This is a genomic window from Actinacidiphila polyblastidii (assembly GCF_036353415.1).
In the GTDB taxonomy this organism is placed as follows: Bacteria; Actinomycetota; Actinomycetes; order Streptomycetales; family Streptomycetaceae; genus Actinacidiphila; species Actinacidiphila polyblastidii.
On record NZ_JAZEWV010000012.1, the window covers coordinates 179781 to 194621 of the forward strand.

The window sequence follows — 14841 nt, forward strand, 5'->3', positions numbered from 1 at the left end:
CTGATGAAGTCTGGCCGATTATCGTACGTGCGGCCTCGGTATGGGGGTTCCCTTCCCGCGTGAAAAACAGGTAACCGGGGCAGGTCCACCGCGTGACGGTCCCACCGCCCCGGGGCGCCCCCGCGGCGCCCGGCCCCGGGGCCGCGTGTTGTGGGCCCCCCGGCGACAAGGGCAGGATGACCGGCATGACGCACGTGATGGTGAAGGGCATGAACATCCCTCTGGACGCTCCCGGCGTGCGGGCGGTTCTGCGCTGGACCCCCGGTCCCGGCGCCCCTGACGTGGACGCCTCCGTGCTGCTGCTCGGCCGTGACGGCCGGGTGCGGTCCGACGCGGACTTCGTGTTCTACAACGAGCCGCGGCACCCCTCGGGCCTCGCCCGCCACCTGCCCAAGAAGCGGGTCCCCGGCGGCCTGACCGACACCGTCGAGGTGGACCTCGCGGCGCTGGACCCCACCGTCGACCGGGTGGTCATCGCCGCCTCCTGCGACGGCGGCCCCTTCCGGCTGGTCCAGGACCTCACACTGACCGTCTTCGACACCGCCGCGCCCCCGCAGGCCGCGCCGCTGCTCACCTTCGAGGTCGCTCCCGACACCGGCCACGAGACCGCGCTGAACTGCGGAGAGCTGTACCGCAAGGACGCCGGCTGGAAGTTCCGGGCGCTCGGCCAGGGCTACGCCTCCGGGCTGGTCGGGCTCGCCACCGAGTTCGGCATCGCGGTGGACGACGGCGAGGTGGACTCGGGCCGCGCCGCCTCAGCGCCCGCCACGGCCGCCCCTGAGCCCCCGCCCACCAGCGCCTACGGCTACCCCCTGCAGGCTCCCAGCGCCGCGCACGTGCCCGCACAGCCCGCGTACGGCTACCCGCAGCCGGTGGCCGCCACGCAGGCCGCGGAGCCCGCCCTGACGGCACCCACCGCCCCGGCGCCCGTGCACCAGCAGCCACAGCACGGCTACCCCGCGTACGGGTACCCGCAGCCGGTCGCCGCCGCCCCGGTCCCGGCCGGGGCGCCGGCCGAGCAGGGGTACGCGCTGCCGCCGCAGGGCCCGCAGTTCCAGCCGGGCCGCTGACCCCCGGGGCCGGCCGCGGGGTCGGCGGGTCAGACCTTCGTCTTGTAGCCGCGCCCCCACTGCAGGCCCCAGCCGTAGAGCCGGTCGATCTCGGCCTGGAAGCCGTAGACGTACTTCACCTCGCGCCGCACCATCAGCTCGCCCTTGCGGTTCTCGATCAGCACCACCGCGCAGGAGCGGGCCTGCGGCTCGCGCTCGGTGAGCGGGATCTCGATCCGCGGGCCGGAGCCGGGGAAGATCTCCACCTTGGCGTGGGTGCGGTCGAAGGCCGGGGTGCCGTCGTAGATGTAGACGAAGACGAGCAGCCGCTTGAACTCCTCGCGCTTGTCGAAGTTGATGTAGAGCGTCTCGCCCGAGCTGCCGCCGAAGCGGTCGTCGCCGCTCATCTGGATCCACGGCGGGGCGTCCAGGTCGCCGAGGAAGTTGCCGAGCGGCTGGACCACGCCCTTGCTGCCGTCGGTGAGTTCGTACATGCACGCCAGGTCAAGGTCGACGTTGACCATCGCGGGCCCGGCGGCCTGCACCACACGCGGCTTGAACACGTCGACCTGGCGGCGCAGGAAGCTGCGCCGCTCGGTGCTCCAGCCGCCGGTGTCGGAGGTGCGCATCTGCCAGGACAGGTTCACCCGCATGTTGCCGACCGCGGCGCCCTGCTTGGTCAGCGAGATCTCCGGGCGGCGCCGGGTGAGTTCGACGGTGTGCGTGTTCGCCACGTCGAACTGCTGGCCCCCGCTGGGCCGCAGGAAGCTCCACCAGGCCATCTGCCCCTCAACTCCCCTGTCGTCGACTGCGGGCCCGCATGACGCTGCCCCCGCCGGACGGCGGGGGCAGCGTCATGGGCTGCGCGGGGCCGGTGCTCAGACCCCGGAGCTGACTTCCGCCTTGTCGTCCGACGCAGGTGATTCTTCCCCGAGCCGGCGGTTGCGTACCACCGACGACCAGTACGAGGCCGCGATCAGGACAACGCCGACCAGGCCGGTGACGACCTCGCTCACCTCGTACTTGATCGTGACCAGCAGGATCACGGCCAGCGCGCCGATCGCGTAGTGGGCGCCGTGCTCCAGGTAGACGTAGTCGTCCAGGGTGCCCTTGCGGACCAGGAAGACGGTCAGCGACCTGATGTACATCGCGCCGATGCCCAGGCCCAGGGCGATCTGGAAGATGTCGTTGCTGATCGCGAAGGCGCCGACGACGCCGTCGAAGGAGAAGGACGCGTCGATCACTTCGAGGTACAGGAACATGAAGAACGCGGCCTTGCCGGCCAGTCCCGCGGCCCGCACGACGCTGGCGCCGCCGCGCGCAGGGGTGTTCGGGGCGCCGAGGGCGCCGGTCTCGTCGTCGCCGGTCCCGGCCGCGTCGTCGTCCTCGTCCTCGTCCTCCTCAAGGCGCTCCTCGAAGTAGCCCGAGATGCCGCCGACCACGAGGTAGGTGATCAGTCCGCCGACGCCCGCGAGCAGCACGGTCTCGCCCTTGTCGATGGTGCCGTGGCCGCCGTGCACCGGGACGCCGGTGGCCACGGTGGTGGCGGCGACGACCAGGGCGACCATCGCGATGGCCACCGAGAGCATGTCCAGCTTGCCGAGCTTGGCCAGCGGCCGCTCCAGCCAGCCCAGCCAGGTGATCTCGCGCTCCTCGAAGATGAAGTCGAGGAAGATCATCAGCAGGAACATGCCACCGAAGGCGGCGATCGCCGGGTGTGCGTTGGTGACCAGGGTCTCGTAGCGGTCGTGGTCGTTGATCGCGACCCGGACCGCTTCCCAGGGGCTGAGCTTGGCGGTGATCGCCACGATGATGATCGGGAAGACCAGCCGCATGCCGAAGACGGCGATGAGCACGCCCACGGTCAGGAACATCTTCTGCCAGAAGGCGTTCATCTTCCGCAGGATGCCCGCGTTGATCACCGCGTTGTCGAAGGACAGCGAGATCTCCAGGACGGACAGGATCGCGACGATCGCGAGTCCTTTCGCCCCCCAGACATAGGCGGCCAGGGCGAGGCCGGCGACAGTGATGCCGAGCGACCAGCCGAAAGTTCTGAGGAGCACGTGCTATCCACCCAATCCCTTGTGAACCCTTGAGCCAAGGGGTCCCCCGCGCGAAGGCGGCTTTACGAAACGTTGACCCCGAAGTCTAGGGCGATGCCGCGCAGACCGGACGCGTACCCCTGACCCACCGCCCGGAACTTCCACTCGCCGTTGTAGCGGTAGAGCTCGCCGAAGATCATCGCGGTCTCGGTCGAGGCGTCCTCGGTCAGGTCGTACCGCGCCAGTTCGGCGCCGTCGGACTGGTTGAGCACCCGGATGTAGGCGTCGCTGACCTGGCCGAAGGTCTGCACGCGGGCGTCGGCCTCGTAGATGGAGACCGGGAAGACGATCTTGTCGACGGCGACCGGGACGGTGGTCAGGTCGACCAGGATCGTCTCGTCGTCGCCGCCGGAGCCGCCGACGAGTTCGTCACCGGTGTGCTCGACCGAGCCCTCCGGGCTCTTGAGGTTGTTGTAGAAGACGAAGTAGTCGTCCCCCAGCACCCGGCCGTTGGCGCACAGCAGTGCGCTCGCGTCCAGGTCGAAGTCGGCTCCGGTGGTCGAACGGGCCCTCCAGCCCAGGCCGATCTGCACCTGGGTGAGATTCGGCGCGGCCTTCGAGAGGGAGACGTTGCCTCCCTTGGCGAGCGTGACGCCCATTGTGGTTCTTTCCTCCCCGAGTGGCTGTTTCGCAGGTCAGGCGGTGGCGGCGCGGGTGTCAGACGTTGACGCCGAAGTCCTGCGCGATGCCGCGCAGGCCGGAGGCGTACCCCTGGCCGATCGCCCGGAACTTCCACTCGCCGCCGTGCCGGTAGAGCTCGCCGAAGACCATGGCGGTCTCGGTCGAGGCGTCCTCGGTCAGGTCGTAGCGGGCCAGCTCGCGCTGGTCGGCCGCGTTGAGCACGCGGATGTAGGCGTTGCGGACCTGGCCGAAGCTCTGCTGGCGGGACTCGGCCTCGTAGATGGACACCGGGAAGACGATCTTGACGACCTCGGCCGGGACGCCGGCCAGGTTGACGTTGATCACCTCGTCGTCGCCCTCGCCCTCGCCGGTGAGGTTGTCGCCGGTGTGCTCGACCGAACCGTCCGGGCTGCGCAGGTTGTTGAAGAAGACGAAGTGCTGGTCGGAGAGGACCTTGCCCTGCTCGTCGGTGAGCAGCGCGCTCGCGTCGAGGTCGAAGTCCGAACCGGTGGTGGTCCTGGCGTCCCAGCCCAGGCCGACGACGACCGCGGTGAGGTTCGGCGCCTCCTTGGTCAGCGAGACGTTGCCACCCTTGCTGAGGCTGACTCCCACGAGTCCACTCCCGTCCGTTCGGTGCCCGTGCAGGCTTCACTGCACGGATCAACGTCCCGAGCTTAGTGACCGGTTCCCTCGCGGTTACAGCGCTTCGATCGCCTTTGCGTACTCCTGCAGCTCCCTGGCGTCGGGCAGGCCGTTGACGATGGTCCAGCGGACCGTGCCCTGCTTGTCGATCACGAAGGTGCCGCGCAGCGCGCAGCCCTTGTCCTCGGCCAGGACACCGTACGCGCGGGAGGCGGCGCCGTGCGGCCAGAAGTCGGAGAGCACCGGGAAGTCGAGCCCTTCGGCGTCGCTGAACGCGCGCAGCGCGTGCAGCGAGTCGCAGGAGACCGCGAGCAGCTGCACGTCGTCGTTCTGGAACCGGGGCAGCTCTGCCTGCGCCTCGCGCAGCTCGCCGCTGCAGACGCTGGTGAAGGCGAACGGGAAGAACATCAGCACGACGTTCTTCACGCCGCGCAGCCCGCCGAGCCGCACCGACCGGCCGTGCTGGTCGGGGAGCGTGAAGTCCGGCGCGGGGTCGCCGGGGACGATGGGCACGGTTGCGTTCCCTCCGTGGACGGGTGCGGCCGTCACCGGGCCGCGTCGGTTCCGCGGCCGTCCCGCCGGCCGCGCGCGCAGTCCGGTGCCGCCGCACGCGTGCGGTCCGGCGGGCGGAAGCGGGCAGCCCACGGCACACCACGGCCCGCGACAGCGGCAGGCCGTGACGTGGCGCGGTGGCGCACCGCCGGCTGGGCGCGTACGGGCGCGGCGCGGTGTCCGGGCGCCGGCCCGGAGGGTTATCGCTTGCCGGCGCGGGCCGCCTTCGGGGTGACCAGACGGCTGCCGGTCCAGTCCTTGGCGGCGTTGACGCTGCTGGTCTGCGCCAGGCCCGCGGTCTGGGCGGCCTCGCCGATCTCGCTGGGCTCGACGTGGCCGTCACGCCCGGTCTTCGGGGTCATCAGCCAGATGGGGGCGCCGGGGTCGACCGTCGAGGTGGCGTCGACCAGCGCGTCGGTGAGGTCGCCGTCGTCCTCGCGGAACCACAGCAGGACGGCGTCGGGCACGTCGTCGTAGTCCTCGTCGGCGAGCTCCTCACCCGTGAGTTCCTCGATCCCCTCGCGAAGCTCCTGGTCGCAGTCCTCGTCGTACCCGAGCTCCTGGACCACCTGTCCGGGCTCGAAACCAAGCCGGCTCGCCGGGTTGGTCCGCTCCTCCGCGTGGTCCGCGGTCGCGCTCACGCTCTGCCTCCTGTCATGGGTTCTCATGGTCTCTGTGTGCCCCCGCGCGTGCAGGGTTATTGGCGGTAGTCCACACGGGCGGGGCGGATCGCGCAAGTACCCGGCGTACGAGAGCGCCGAAACGGTGATGATTCGCCCGTCTTCCCCGCAACCCGCACTCACCATGGTGACGCAGATCACTCCGGTTTGCCGGTGTTGTGCACGATTGGCGGCAGCGCCCGGCGGGGCGCTGTCGCACGCCCGGCGGGGCGTAGAGTTCTCGTTCGGCCGTCCGCCGACCGTCGCGGCCGGTCACCGGCCACCACCGGCCCGCAGTTACCGCCCGGTAGAGATGACGTATCGGGGCCCGCGGTACACGATGGAGGCGGTGTGACCCAGCAGAACACCGACTGACGAGCAGCGAAGGAACAGCGTGGCTTCCGGATCCGATCGCAACCCGATCATCATTGGCGGCCTTCCCAGCCAGGTCCCGGATTTCGATCCCGAGGAGACGGCGGAATGGCTCGACTCGCTCGATGCGGCCATCGGCGAGCGCGGCCGTGAGCGGGCCCGCTACCTGATGCTGCGCCTCATCGAGCGCGCCCGCGAGAAGCGCGTCGCGGTGCCCGAGATGCGCAGCACCGACTACGTGAACACCATCGCCACCAGGGACGAGCCGTTCTTCCCGGGCAACGAGGAGATCGAGCGCAAGGTCCTCAACGCCACCCGGTGGAACGCCGCGGTGATGGTCTCCCGCGCGCAGCGCCCCGGCATCGGCGTCGGCGGCCACATCGCGACCTTCGCCTCCTCCGCGTCGCTGTACGACGTGGGCTTCAACCACTTCTTCCGTGGCAAGGACGACGGCCGCGGCGGCGACCAGATCTTCTTCCAGGGCCACGCCTCGCCCGGCATCTACGCCCGCGCGTTCCTGCTGGACCGGCTGACCGAGGCGCAGCTCGACGCCTTCCGCCAGGAGAGGTCCAAGGCGCCCCACGGCCTGTCCAGCTACCCGCACCCGCGGCTGATGCCGGACTTCTGGGAGTTCCCGACCGTGTCCATGGGCCTGGGCCCGCTGGGCGCGATCTACCAGGCCCGGATGAACCGCTACATGCAGGCCCGCGGCATCGCCGACACCTCCGCCTCGCACGTGTGGGCGTTCCTCGGCGACGGCGAGATGGACGAGCCCGAGTCGCTCGGCCAGCTGTCCATCGCCGCCCGCGAGGGCCTGGACAACCTGACCTTCGTGGTGAACTGCAACCTCCAGCGCCTGGACGGCCCGGTCCGCGGCAACGGCAAGATCATCCAGGAGCTGGAGTCGCAGTTCCGCGGCGCCGGCTGGAACGTGATCAAGCTGATCTGGGACCGCTCCTGGGACCCGCTGCTGGCCCAGGACCGGGACGGCCTGCTGGTCAACAAGATGAACACCACCCCGGACGGCCAGTTCCAGACGTACGCCACCGAGACCGGCGCGTACATCCGCGAGCACTTCTTCGGCGACGACCAGCGGCTGCGCTCCATGGTCGAGCACATGACCGACGAGCAGATCCTGCACCTCGGGCGCGGCGGCCACGACCACCGCAAGGTCTTCGCGGCCTACACCGCGGCGATGCAGCACCAGGGCCAGCCGACGGTCATCCTCGCCCAGACCATCAAGGGCTGGACGCTCGGCCCGAACTTCGAGGGCCGCAACGCGACCCACCAGATGAAGAAGCTGACGGTCGACGACCTCAAGCGCTTCCGGGACCGGCTGCACCTGCCGATCACCGACAAGCAGCTCGACGAGGGCTACCCGCCGTACTACCACCCCGGCCGGAACTCCGAGGAGATCCAGTACATGCACGACCACCGCAAGGCGTGCGGTGGATACGTGCCCACCCGGGTGGTCCGCGCCAAGCCCCTGCCGCTGCCGCCGGAGAAGACGTACGCGACCGCGAAGAAGGGCTCGGGCGCCCAGTCGATCGCCACCACCATGGCCTTCGTGCGGGTGCTGAAGGACGTCATGCGGGACAAGGAGATCGGCAAGCGGTTCGTGCTGATCGCCCCCGACGAGTACCGCACCTTCGGCATGGACGCCTTCTTCCCGAGCGCCAAGATCTACAACCCGCTCGGCCAGCAGTACGAGTCGGTCGACCGCGAGCTGCTGCTCGCGTACAAGGAGTCGCCGACCGGGCAGATGCTGCACGACGGCATCTCCGAGGCCGGCTGCACGGCGTCGCTGATCGCCGCGGGCTCGGCGTACGCCACCCACGGCGAGCCGCTGATCCCGGTGTACGTCTTCTACTCGATGTTCGGCTTCCAGCGCACCGGCGACCAGTTCTGGCAGATGGCCGACCAGCTGGCCCGCGGCTTCGTGCTCGGCGCCACCGCCGGCCGCACCACGCTGACCGGCGAGGGCCTGCAGCACGCGGACGGCCACTCCCAGCTGCTGGCCTCCACCAACCCGGCGTGCGTGGCCTACGACCCGGCCTACGCGTACGAGATCGCGCACATCATGCAGGACGGCCTGCGCCGGATGTACGGCGAGACCGCGGACGGGCAGCCGGGCGAGGACGTCTTCTACTACCTGACCGTCTACAACGAGCCGATCCAGCACCCGGCCGAGCCGGCCGACGTGGACGTCGAGGGCATCCTCAAGGGCATCCACCGGATCAGCGCCGGCGCGGCCGGCGCCATCCCGGCGCAGATCATGGCGTCCGGCGTGGCGGTGCCGTGGGCGGTGCAGGCGCAGCAGATCCTCGCCGAGCAGTGGAACGTCCGGGCCGACGTGTGGTCCGCGACGTCCTGGAACGAGCTGCGCCGCGAGGCCGTCTCGGTCGAGCAGCACAACCTGCTGCACCCGGAGGAGGAGCAGGCCGTCCCGTACGTGACGCGCAAGCTCGCCGCCGCCGAGGGCCCGTTCGTCGCGGTCTCCGACTGGATGCGGTCGGTCCCCGACCAGATCTCCCGCTGGGTGCCGGGCCGCTACACCTCGCTGGGCGCCGACGGCTTCGGCTTCGCCGACACGCGCGGGGCGGCACGCCGTTTCTTCCACATCGACGCGGAGTCGATCGTGCTGGCGGTGCTGACCGAGCTGGCGCGCGACGGCAAGGTGGACCGCTCGGTGCTCAAGCAGGCGGTGGACCGCTACCAGCTGCTGGACGTGGCGGCCGCGGACCCCGGCGCCGCCGGCGGCGACGCCTGACCGGCGGCCGGACGCCGGTGCGGACCTCCGCACCGGGCCCCCGGCCGCCCCGCCCGCCGGACGGGTGATCCTCGCCAGGCCCGGACCGGTCGTCACGACCGGTCCGGGCCTGCGCTGTCGGGGTCCGGCGCCCTTCACCCGCGCATTCCCTTTCGAAACGTGATCTGGATCACGCTTACTCCGAGCGCACCCTCGCGTTGTCTAGGCTGCAACAAGGAGCGGCCGTCGCCGACGGCACACCCCCGTGCTCCCCGCCCTCCGTCCCTGCTGCTGCGGGACGCATCCGCGAGGCATCTGCGAGTGACCTTTCTCTATGAGCGTCTGAGCCCGACCTCCATCCGCGCGCTGCTGGCCCTTGCCGTCGTCTTCGTGATGCTGGGCACCACCGGATGGACCGCCGTGCAGCCGCACGCGGTGACCAGCGTGCGTGCCGCCGCGCTGTCCGCGTGGCGGCACGGGGCGATCGGCGCCCGCCGGCTGCCCTCCCCCGACTCGGCGCCCAGGCGCATCGCGCGCTTCTTCGCCTCCCTGACGGCCGCTCAGCGCCTCGCCCTCGCCGACCGCTACCCGCTGGTCGTCGGCAACCTCGACGGCGCGCCGCTGGCGCTGCGCTACCGCGCCAACCGCAAGGCGCTGACCCAGGCGCGCACCGCGGCGCTGGTACGGTCCCGCAGCGACCAGCTGACCACCACCGGGCGGAACGTCGCCCAGCGCCTCGCCGACCGCTACGACTCGCTGCTCGGCGGCCAACGGCAGATCCTCTCCTTCGATCCGACGGGCCAGGGCAAGGTCGCCGAGGTCTTCGGCGACCTCCAGACCGCCCGCCGGGTCTCCATCGTGGTGCCCGGCGTGGACACCGACGTCCTGCACTTCGAGCGCGAGGACAAGCCCTGGTCCGCGCTGGACGGCATGGCGGGCGAGCTGTACGCCGCGGAGCAGGCGACCGAGCCCGACGCGCCCGCCGCGGTCATCGCCTGGGCCGACTACACCACCCCCAACGGCGTGGACCTGGACGCCTCCACCGGCACGCTGGCCGAGCGCGGCGCGGTACGGCTGCGGTCGCTGCTGACCGCGCTGCCGCAGCGCCGCGACGTGTCGCTCTTCTGCCACTCCTACGGCTCGGTGCTGTGCGGCGTGGCCGCGCCCGACCTGCCCGCGGGACAGGTCTCCGACGTCGCGGTCTTCGGCAGCCCCGGCATGCGCGCCCAGCACGTCTCCGACCTGCACACCACCGCGCACGTGTGGGCGGCGCGGGACTCGAGCGACTGGATCGGCGACGTCCCGCACCTGGAGTTCGCCGGGCTCGGCCACGGCGCGGACCCGATCTCGCGGTCCTTCGGCGCCCGGCTGATCAGCGCGGCCGGCGCGGCGGGCCATCCGGGCTACTTCGCGCCCGGCACCGCGAGCCTGGCGAACTTCGCCAGGATCGCCCTGGGCGACTACCCGGACGTCTCCTGCCGGGACGGCCATCCGGGGTGCGCCGCCGGGCTCTGACACCCCCGGGGGACCCGGCGGCGCCTGTTCCCTGCCGGTTCCCTGCCTGTTCCGCGGCTGTTTCCGGCCGAGTGCGCGCCGTCGCTGGGACGCCTGTGATCCAGTGGGACGCAAGGAAACCGCGGGGTGAAAAGGAAGCGACGCGCGTAGCGGCAGTCGGCGCGCTTGAGCGGTACCGGTCATAGGCTGACCCCTATGGGTGACGTGCTGGCCGGAACCAACGCCGTATGGGAGTTCGAACCCGACGCGGTGGTGATCCGGTACAGCCGGGGCGTGCGCGGCGCCCGGCTGCTGCAGGCGCTCGGCGAGCGGCGGGTGCCGCACGCCGCGCTGGAGTCGGTGGAGCTGGCCGACGGGCGGCGCGGCGCGGTGCTGCTGCGGGCGGTCCCGCGGCGCGGCGCGGACCCGCTGGTCGAGGCGGCAGCCGGGCAGCTGAAGGAGGCCGCGGACCCCTACCGGCTGGTGCTGCCCGAGCAGTCCCGCACCCTGGCCGAGTACTACCGCGACGAGCTGGCCGCCGCGATCACCGCGCAGGCGGGCGGCTCGCAGGCGCTGTCCGGCGAGCCCGCCGCGCGCTTCCTGGTCGACCCGCCGTCCGCGCCGCGCTCCTTCAAGGCGTACGACGCCAAGGCGCTCTTCGACGGGCGGGCGGTGAGCTTCCGGTGGTTCTGGACCGGCGCGTCCACCGCGAAGTGGAAGGCCGGCGACCAGCTCTTCCCGGTCGAGGAGCTCAGCGGGGTGGACTGGCGCTCCCCCGAGCTGTCACACGGCCACCTGCGGCTGCTGCGACGCACCGGCGGGGCGGGCGGCGAGAGCGACGCCGCCGCGGGTCCGGTGGGCGAGGCCGACCAGGACCCGGCGGCGGTCGTCTTCGGCATGGGCTACGGCCCGGTGCACGAGTCGCTGCCGTTCGCGGCGGCCGTGCTCGCCGCGATCAGGGCGGCCCGGGTCCGGCCGTAGCCTCCGGAGCCCCGGGGGTCGGCGGACCCGGGGGCCTACTCGCGGGACGCCGAGGTGCCGGCCATGTCGGCGTACCGGTCGCCCGCGACCTGCCCGGCGATCGGTTCCAGCCACGCCAGCTCGGCCTCCTGCAGCACGATGTGCGTGGCCGCGGCGTTCTCCCGCACCCTGGACGGCTTGCGGGTGCCGGGGATCGGCACCACCGGCAGTCCGTGCACCTCGGCCCGCTGCTGCACCCAGGCCAGTGCGATCTGGCCGGGCGTCGCGTCGTGCGCGGCGGCGACCTTCGCGACCGGCGCCAGCAGCGCGGCGTTGCGCGCCGCGTTGTCGCCGGTGAAACGCGGCTGATCGCGCCGGAAGTCGCCTTCCGACAGCTCCTTGCCCGCGTCCTGGAACGCCCCGGCGAGGAACCCGCGGCCGAGCGGCGAGTACGGCACGAAGGTCACGCCCAGCTCCGCCGCCGCGCCCACCGCCGACGCCTCCACGTCCCGGCTGAACAGCGACCACTCCGACTGGATCGCGGCGATCGGATGCACCGCGTACGCCTCGCGCAGCTCCGCGCCGGTCACCTCGGACAGGCCCAGCTGCCGCACCTTGCCCTCGGCGACCAGCTCCGCCATCGCGCCGACCGACTCGGCCAACGGCACCCGCGGGTCGCGGCGGTGCATGTAGTACAGGTCGATCACGTCGACGCCCAGCCGCCGCAGGCTGCCCTCGACGGCCTGCCGGAGGTACGCGCGGTCGTTGCGGATCTCCCGGCCGCCGTCCGGCAGCCGGTGGATGGCGAACTTGGTCGCCAGGGTGACCTCGTCGCGGTGCTCCCGCAGGAAGGGCGCGAGGAACTCCTCGTTCGCGCCGAGCCCGTACATGTCGGCGGTGTCGAAGAGGGTCACACCGGCGTCCAGCGCGGCCTCCAGGGTCTCCCTGGCCGCCTCCTCGTCGGTGTCGCCGTAGAAGGCGCTCATGCCCATGCAGCCCAGGCCCTGGACGCCCACCAGCGGGCCGTCCTCGCCGAGCCTGGCGGTGCCGATACGGTGCTGCGACATCATCACGCGGTCCTCTCAGGGGCGCTCCGGGCGCCCGCGTAAGTGCTGATCTTGCTGTCCAGGACGGTGAGGGTGTCCTGGAGTTCGGCGATGCGCTGGAGGACGTCGACCCGGGTCGACTCCAGCAGCGCCCGGCGCTCCGCGAAGGTCTGGTCGCCCGCCCTGACCATCTCGGCGTACGTCACCATGTCCGCCACCGGCATCCCGGTCAGCCGCAGCTTCCCGACGAACGCCAGCCAGTCCAGGTCGCGGTTGCTGAACCTGCGCTGCCCGGTGTGCGAGCGGTCCACGTGCGGCATCAGCCCGATCCGCTCGTACCAGCGCAGCGTATGCGCGCTCAGGCCGGTGAAGTCGGCCACCTCGCTGATCGTGTACTGGTCCCGGCCGTCCGGCCGCAGATGCCCGTCCCCGTCCGCACAGTCCCTCGCCCAACCCGGTTTGCTCTTCGCCACCTGCACGACCGTCATGGCCTCCACGCTAAGACCTTGGAGTGCACTCCAGGCAAGCGACTTCCCCGCCCCTTCGCGAGCCGCCCCCGCACGCGGGGGCGGGCTACGCCGGCCGCGCGCCACCGCCTACGCTCGGAGCATGGAGAGCCTCGGGTTGATCGCACGGTGGCCGGTGCCGAACGCGGCCGCGGCCGTCGTCCGCCAGGACGGCACGGTGGCAGGCACCTACGGACCGCAGGACGACGAATTCGCGCTCGCGTCGGTGACCAAGCCGCTGTTCGCGTACGCGGTGCTGGTCGCCTACGAGGAGGGCGTGTTCGAGCTGGACGACCCGGCAGGACCGGACGGCTCGACCGTACGGCACCTGCTGGCGCACACCTCGGGCCTCGCCTTCGACGAGCACCGCGTGATGGCCGAGCCCGGCGCCCGGCGGCTGTACTCCAACGCCGGCTTCGAGGTGCTCGGCGACGCGCTGGCCAAGGCGACCGGCATCCCCTTCGCGGAATACCTGCGGCAGGCCGTGCTGGAACCGCTCGGGATGACCGGCACGACGCTGCCCGGCACGCCCGCGGCCGGCGCCGTGTCCACCGTCGCGGACCTGGCCCGGTTCGCCGCCGAGCTGCAGGCGCCGCGGCTGCTGCACCCCTCGACGCTGGTCACCGCGACCTCGGTGGCCTTCCCCGGCCTCAAGGGCGTGCTGCCCGGCTACGGGCTGCAGAACCCCAACGACTGGGGGCTGGGCTTCGAGATCCGCGGCGCCAAGTCGCCGCACTGGACCGGCGCGACCTCCTCGCCCGCGACTTTCGGCCACTTCGGCCAGTCCGGCACCTTCCTGTGGGTGGACCCGGCGGCCGACGCGGCCTGCGTGGTCCTCACCGACCGCGCCTTCGGCGCGTGGGCGCTGGAGCCGTGGCCGCAGCTCACGGACGCGGTGCTCGCGGAGCTGCGGGGCTGAGACCAGGGGCCGGCCGGACCCTGACGCTGCTCGGGCACCTCGGGGTCACGGCCGCGCGGCGTGCATCTCCCACACCAGGAACTCCGCGGGACCGGCCGCCGCGGCCCGCACCCCGTGCGCGCCGGTGATCCTGGCGGCGTCGCCGGGACCGAGCGCCGCCGTCCCCGGCGACCCCGCCGGGTCGGGCGCGGTCAGCGTCACCGCGCCGCGCACGACGTGGACGTAGAGGTGCGCGGCGTCCGGGAGCGCCCAGGCGCCGGTCCCGGCCGTGCGTCCCGCGTGCAGCGCCGCGGCCCGCTGCCGCAGTTCCACCGGCGCGGCGTCGCCGGGGCGCCCCGAGGCGAGCAGGCGCAGGCCCTCGCCGGGCGGGGCCGGGTCGGTGACGGCCGTGTACCGCGGCGCGCCACCGTACGCGTCCGGCCGCAGCCACATCTGCAGGAACCGGAGCGGGCCGGGGCCGGCGTTCCGCTCGCTGTGCCGGACGCCGCCGGCGGCGCTGAGCCCTTGCAGGTCGCCTGCGGCGAGCCGGGTGGCCGCTCCGGTGGCGTCCCGGTGCTCCAGCTCGCCCTCGATCACCCAGGTGACGATCTCGGTGTCCCGGTGGGGGTGTTCGGCGAAGCCGGCGCCCGGGTCGAGCGTCTCCTCGTTGCACGCGGACAGCAGGCCGAACCCGACGTTCTCCGGGTCGTAGTGCGCGCCGAAGGAGAACGCGTGCCGCGTCCGCACGCCTGGGCTGCCGCCCTCGAACCGCCCCGCCCCCGCCCTTACGTCCATCACGCCCCCACCGTACGGCTCGCGCCGGGCGTTGCCCCCCAACCCCCGGGCTGCGCCCGGACCGCGCCGGGCGCCGCGCCCAGCCAGGGGCGCGGGGAACGGCGCGAGCAACCCACCACCGACCGGCGGCCCGGTCTGCGACCGCAATTGCCCCTCCGGGCCGGTGACGACGCCCAGCCCTCGCCGCGGCCGGCCGCGCCGTTCCCCGCGCCCCCCAAAAACTTGGGCAGCGCCCGGAATGCGGTGGGCGCCGCGCCCAGCCAGGGGCGCGGGGAACGGCGCGAGCAACCCACCACCGACCGGTGGTCCGGTCTGCGACCGCAACAGCCCCACCGGGCCGGTGACGACGTACAGCCCTCATGGCGGCCGGCCGCGTAGTTCCCCGCGCCCCTCAAA

At 72.3% G+C, this 14841-nt stretch carries 14 protein-coding genes; 5 read left to right on the plus strand and 9 right to left on the minus strand.

Annotated features, from left to right (window positions below; genetic code table 11):
* The first annotated feature begins 176 nt into the window (after nucleotides 1-176).
* Nucleotides 177-1070, plus strand: coding sequence for a TerD family protein (locus V2S66_RS17455; protein WP_330796455.1), 894 nt, complete (start codon nucleotides 177-179; stop codon nucleotides 1068-1070).
* A 29-nt stretch (nucleotides 1071-1099) separates the two neighbouring features.
* Here V2S66_RS17455 and V2S66_RS17460 read toward each other — a convergent pair whose 3' ends face one another.
* From V2S66_RS17460 to V2S66_RS17485, 6 genes are all read right to left on the minus strand, one after another.
* On the minus strand, nucleotides 1100-1831 hold the full coding sequence (locus V2S66_RS17460; RefSeq protein WP_330796456.1) for a TerD family protein: 732 nt from the start codon (nucleotides 1829-1831) through the stop codon (nucleotides 1100-1102).
* A 96-nt stretch (nucleotides 1832-1927) separates the two neighbouring features.
* Nucleotides 1928-3112, minus strand: a complete 1185-nt coding sequence (locus V2S66_RS17465; protein ID WP_330796458.1) for a DUF475 domain-containing protein — start codon at nucleotides 3110-3112, stop codon at nucleotides 1928-1930.
* A 62-nt stretch (nucleotides 3113-3174) separates the two neighbouring features.
* Nucleotides 3175-3750, minus strand: a complete 576-nt coding sequence (locus V2S66_RS17470) for a TerD family protein (protein WP_330796460.1) — start codon at nucleotides 3748-3750, stop codon at nucleotides 3175-3177.
* 58 nt (nucleotides 3751-3808) lie between these two features.
* The gene (locus V2S66_RS17475; RefSeq protein ID WP_330796462.1) at nucleotides 3809-4384 is read right to left on the minus strand and encodes a TerD family protein; all 576 of its coding nucleotides are present in this window, start codon (nucleotides 4382-4384) and stop codon (nucleotides 3809-3811) included.
* 84 nt (nucleotides 4385-4468) lie between these two features.
* Entirely contained in the window at nucleotides 4469-4927 is a 459-nt protein-coding gene (locus tag V2S66_RS17480) for a peroxiredoxin (protein ID WP_330796463.1), read from the minus strand.
* A gap of 239 nt (nucleotides 4928-5166) precedes the next feature.
* The gene (locus V2S66_RS17485; RefSeq protein WP_330796465.1) at nucleotides 5167-5607 is read right to left on the minus strand and encodes a DUF3052 domain-containing protein; all 441 of its coding nucleotides are present in this window, start codon (nucleotides 5605-5607) and stop codon (nucleotides 5167-5169) included.
* Between the two features lie 412 nt (nucleotides 5608-6019).
* Between V2S66_RS17485 and aceE the strand changes: the two genes are divergently transcribed.
* The 3 genes from aceE to V2S66_RS17500 all read left to right on the plus strand — a co-directional run bounded on the left by aceE (nucleotide 6020) and on the right by V2S66_RS17500 (nucleotide 11221).
* Nucleotides 6020-8767: a pyruvate dehydrogenase (acetyl-transferring), homodimeric type gene (gene aceE / locus V2S66_RS17490; RefSeq protein WP_330796467.1), complete on the plus strand. Its 2748-nt coding sequence runs from the start codon at nucleotides 6020-6022 to the stop codon at nucleotides 8765-8767.
* A 300-nt stretch (nucleotides 8768-9067) separates the two neighbouring features.
* Nucleotides 9068-10261, plus strand: coding sequence for an alpha/beta hydrolase (locus V2S66_RS17495; protein ID WP_330796469.1), 1194 nt, complete (start codon nucleotides 9068-9070; stop codon nucleotides 10259-10261).
* Between the two features lie 195 nt (nucleotides 10262-10456).
* Nucleotides 10457-11221, plus strand: coding sequence for a DUF4429 domain-containing protein (locus V2S66_RS17500; protein ID WP_330796471.1), 765 nt, complete (start codon nucleotides 10457-10459; stop codon nucleotides 11219-11221).
* A gap of 35 nt (nucleotides 11222-11256) precedes the next feature.
* On the opposite strand, the gene V2S66_RS17505 is transcribed toward V2S66_RS17500, so the two are convergent.
* Together V2S66_RS17505 and V2S66_RS17510 are read right to left on the minus strand one after the other, a co-directional pair.
* On the minus strand, nucleotides 11257-12270 hold the full coding sequence (locus tag V2S66_RS17505; RefSeq protein WP_413966416.1) for an aldo/keto reductase: 1014 nt from the start codon (nucleotides 12268-12270) through the stop codon (nucleotides 11257-11259).
* Nucleotides 12270-12734 (minus strand): MerR family transcriptional regulator, encoded by a 465-nt coding sequence (locus tag V2S66_RS17510; protein WP_330796473.1) that lies wholly within the window; start codon nucleotides 12732-12734, stop codon nucleotides 12270-12272. Before V2S66_RS17510 ends, V2S66_RS17505 begins: the two co-directional genes overlap by 1 nt.
* 121 nt (nucleotides 12735-12855) lie before the next feature.
* Here V2S66_RS17510 and V2S66_RS17515 point away from each other — a divergent pair, with 121 nt between their 5' ends.
* On the plus strand, nucleotides 12856-13671 hold the full coding sequence (locus V2S66_RS17515) for a serine hydrolase domain-containing protein (RefSeq protein ID WP_330796475.1): 816 nt from the start codon (nucleotides 12856-12858) through the stop codon (nucleotides 13669-13671).
* A gap of 45 nt (nucleotides 13672-13716) precedes the next feature.
* Here V2S66_RS17515 and V2S66_RS17520 read toward each other — a convergent pair whose 3' ends face one another.
* The gene (locus tag V2S66_RS17520; RefSeq protein ID WP_330796488.1) at nucleotides 13717-14445 is read right to left on the minus strand and encodes a pirin family protein; all 729 of its coding nucleotides are present in this window, start codon (nucleotides 14443-14445) and stop codon (nucleotides 13717-13719) included.
* Between the last annotated feature and the right edge of the window lie 396 nt (nucleotides 14446-14841).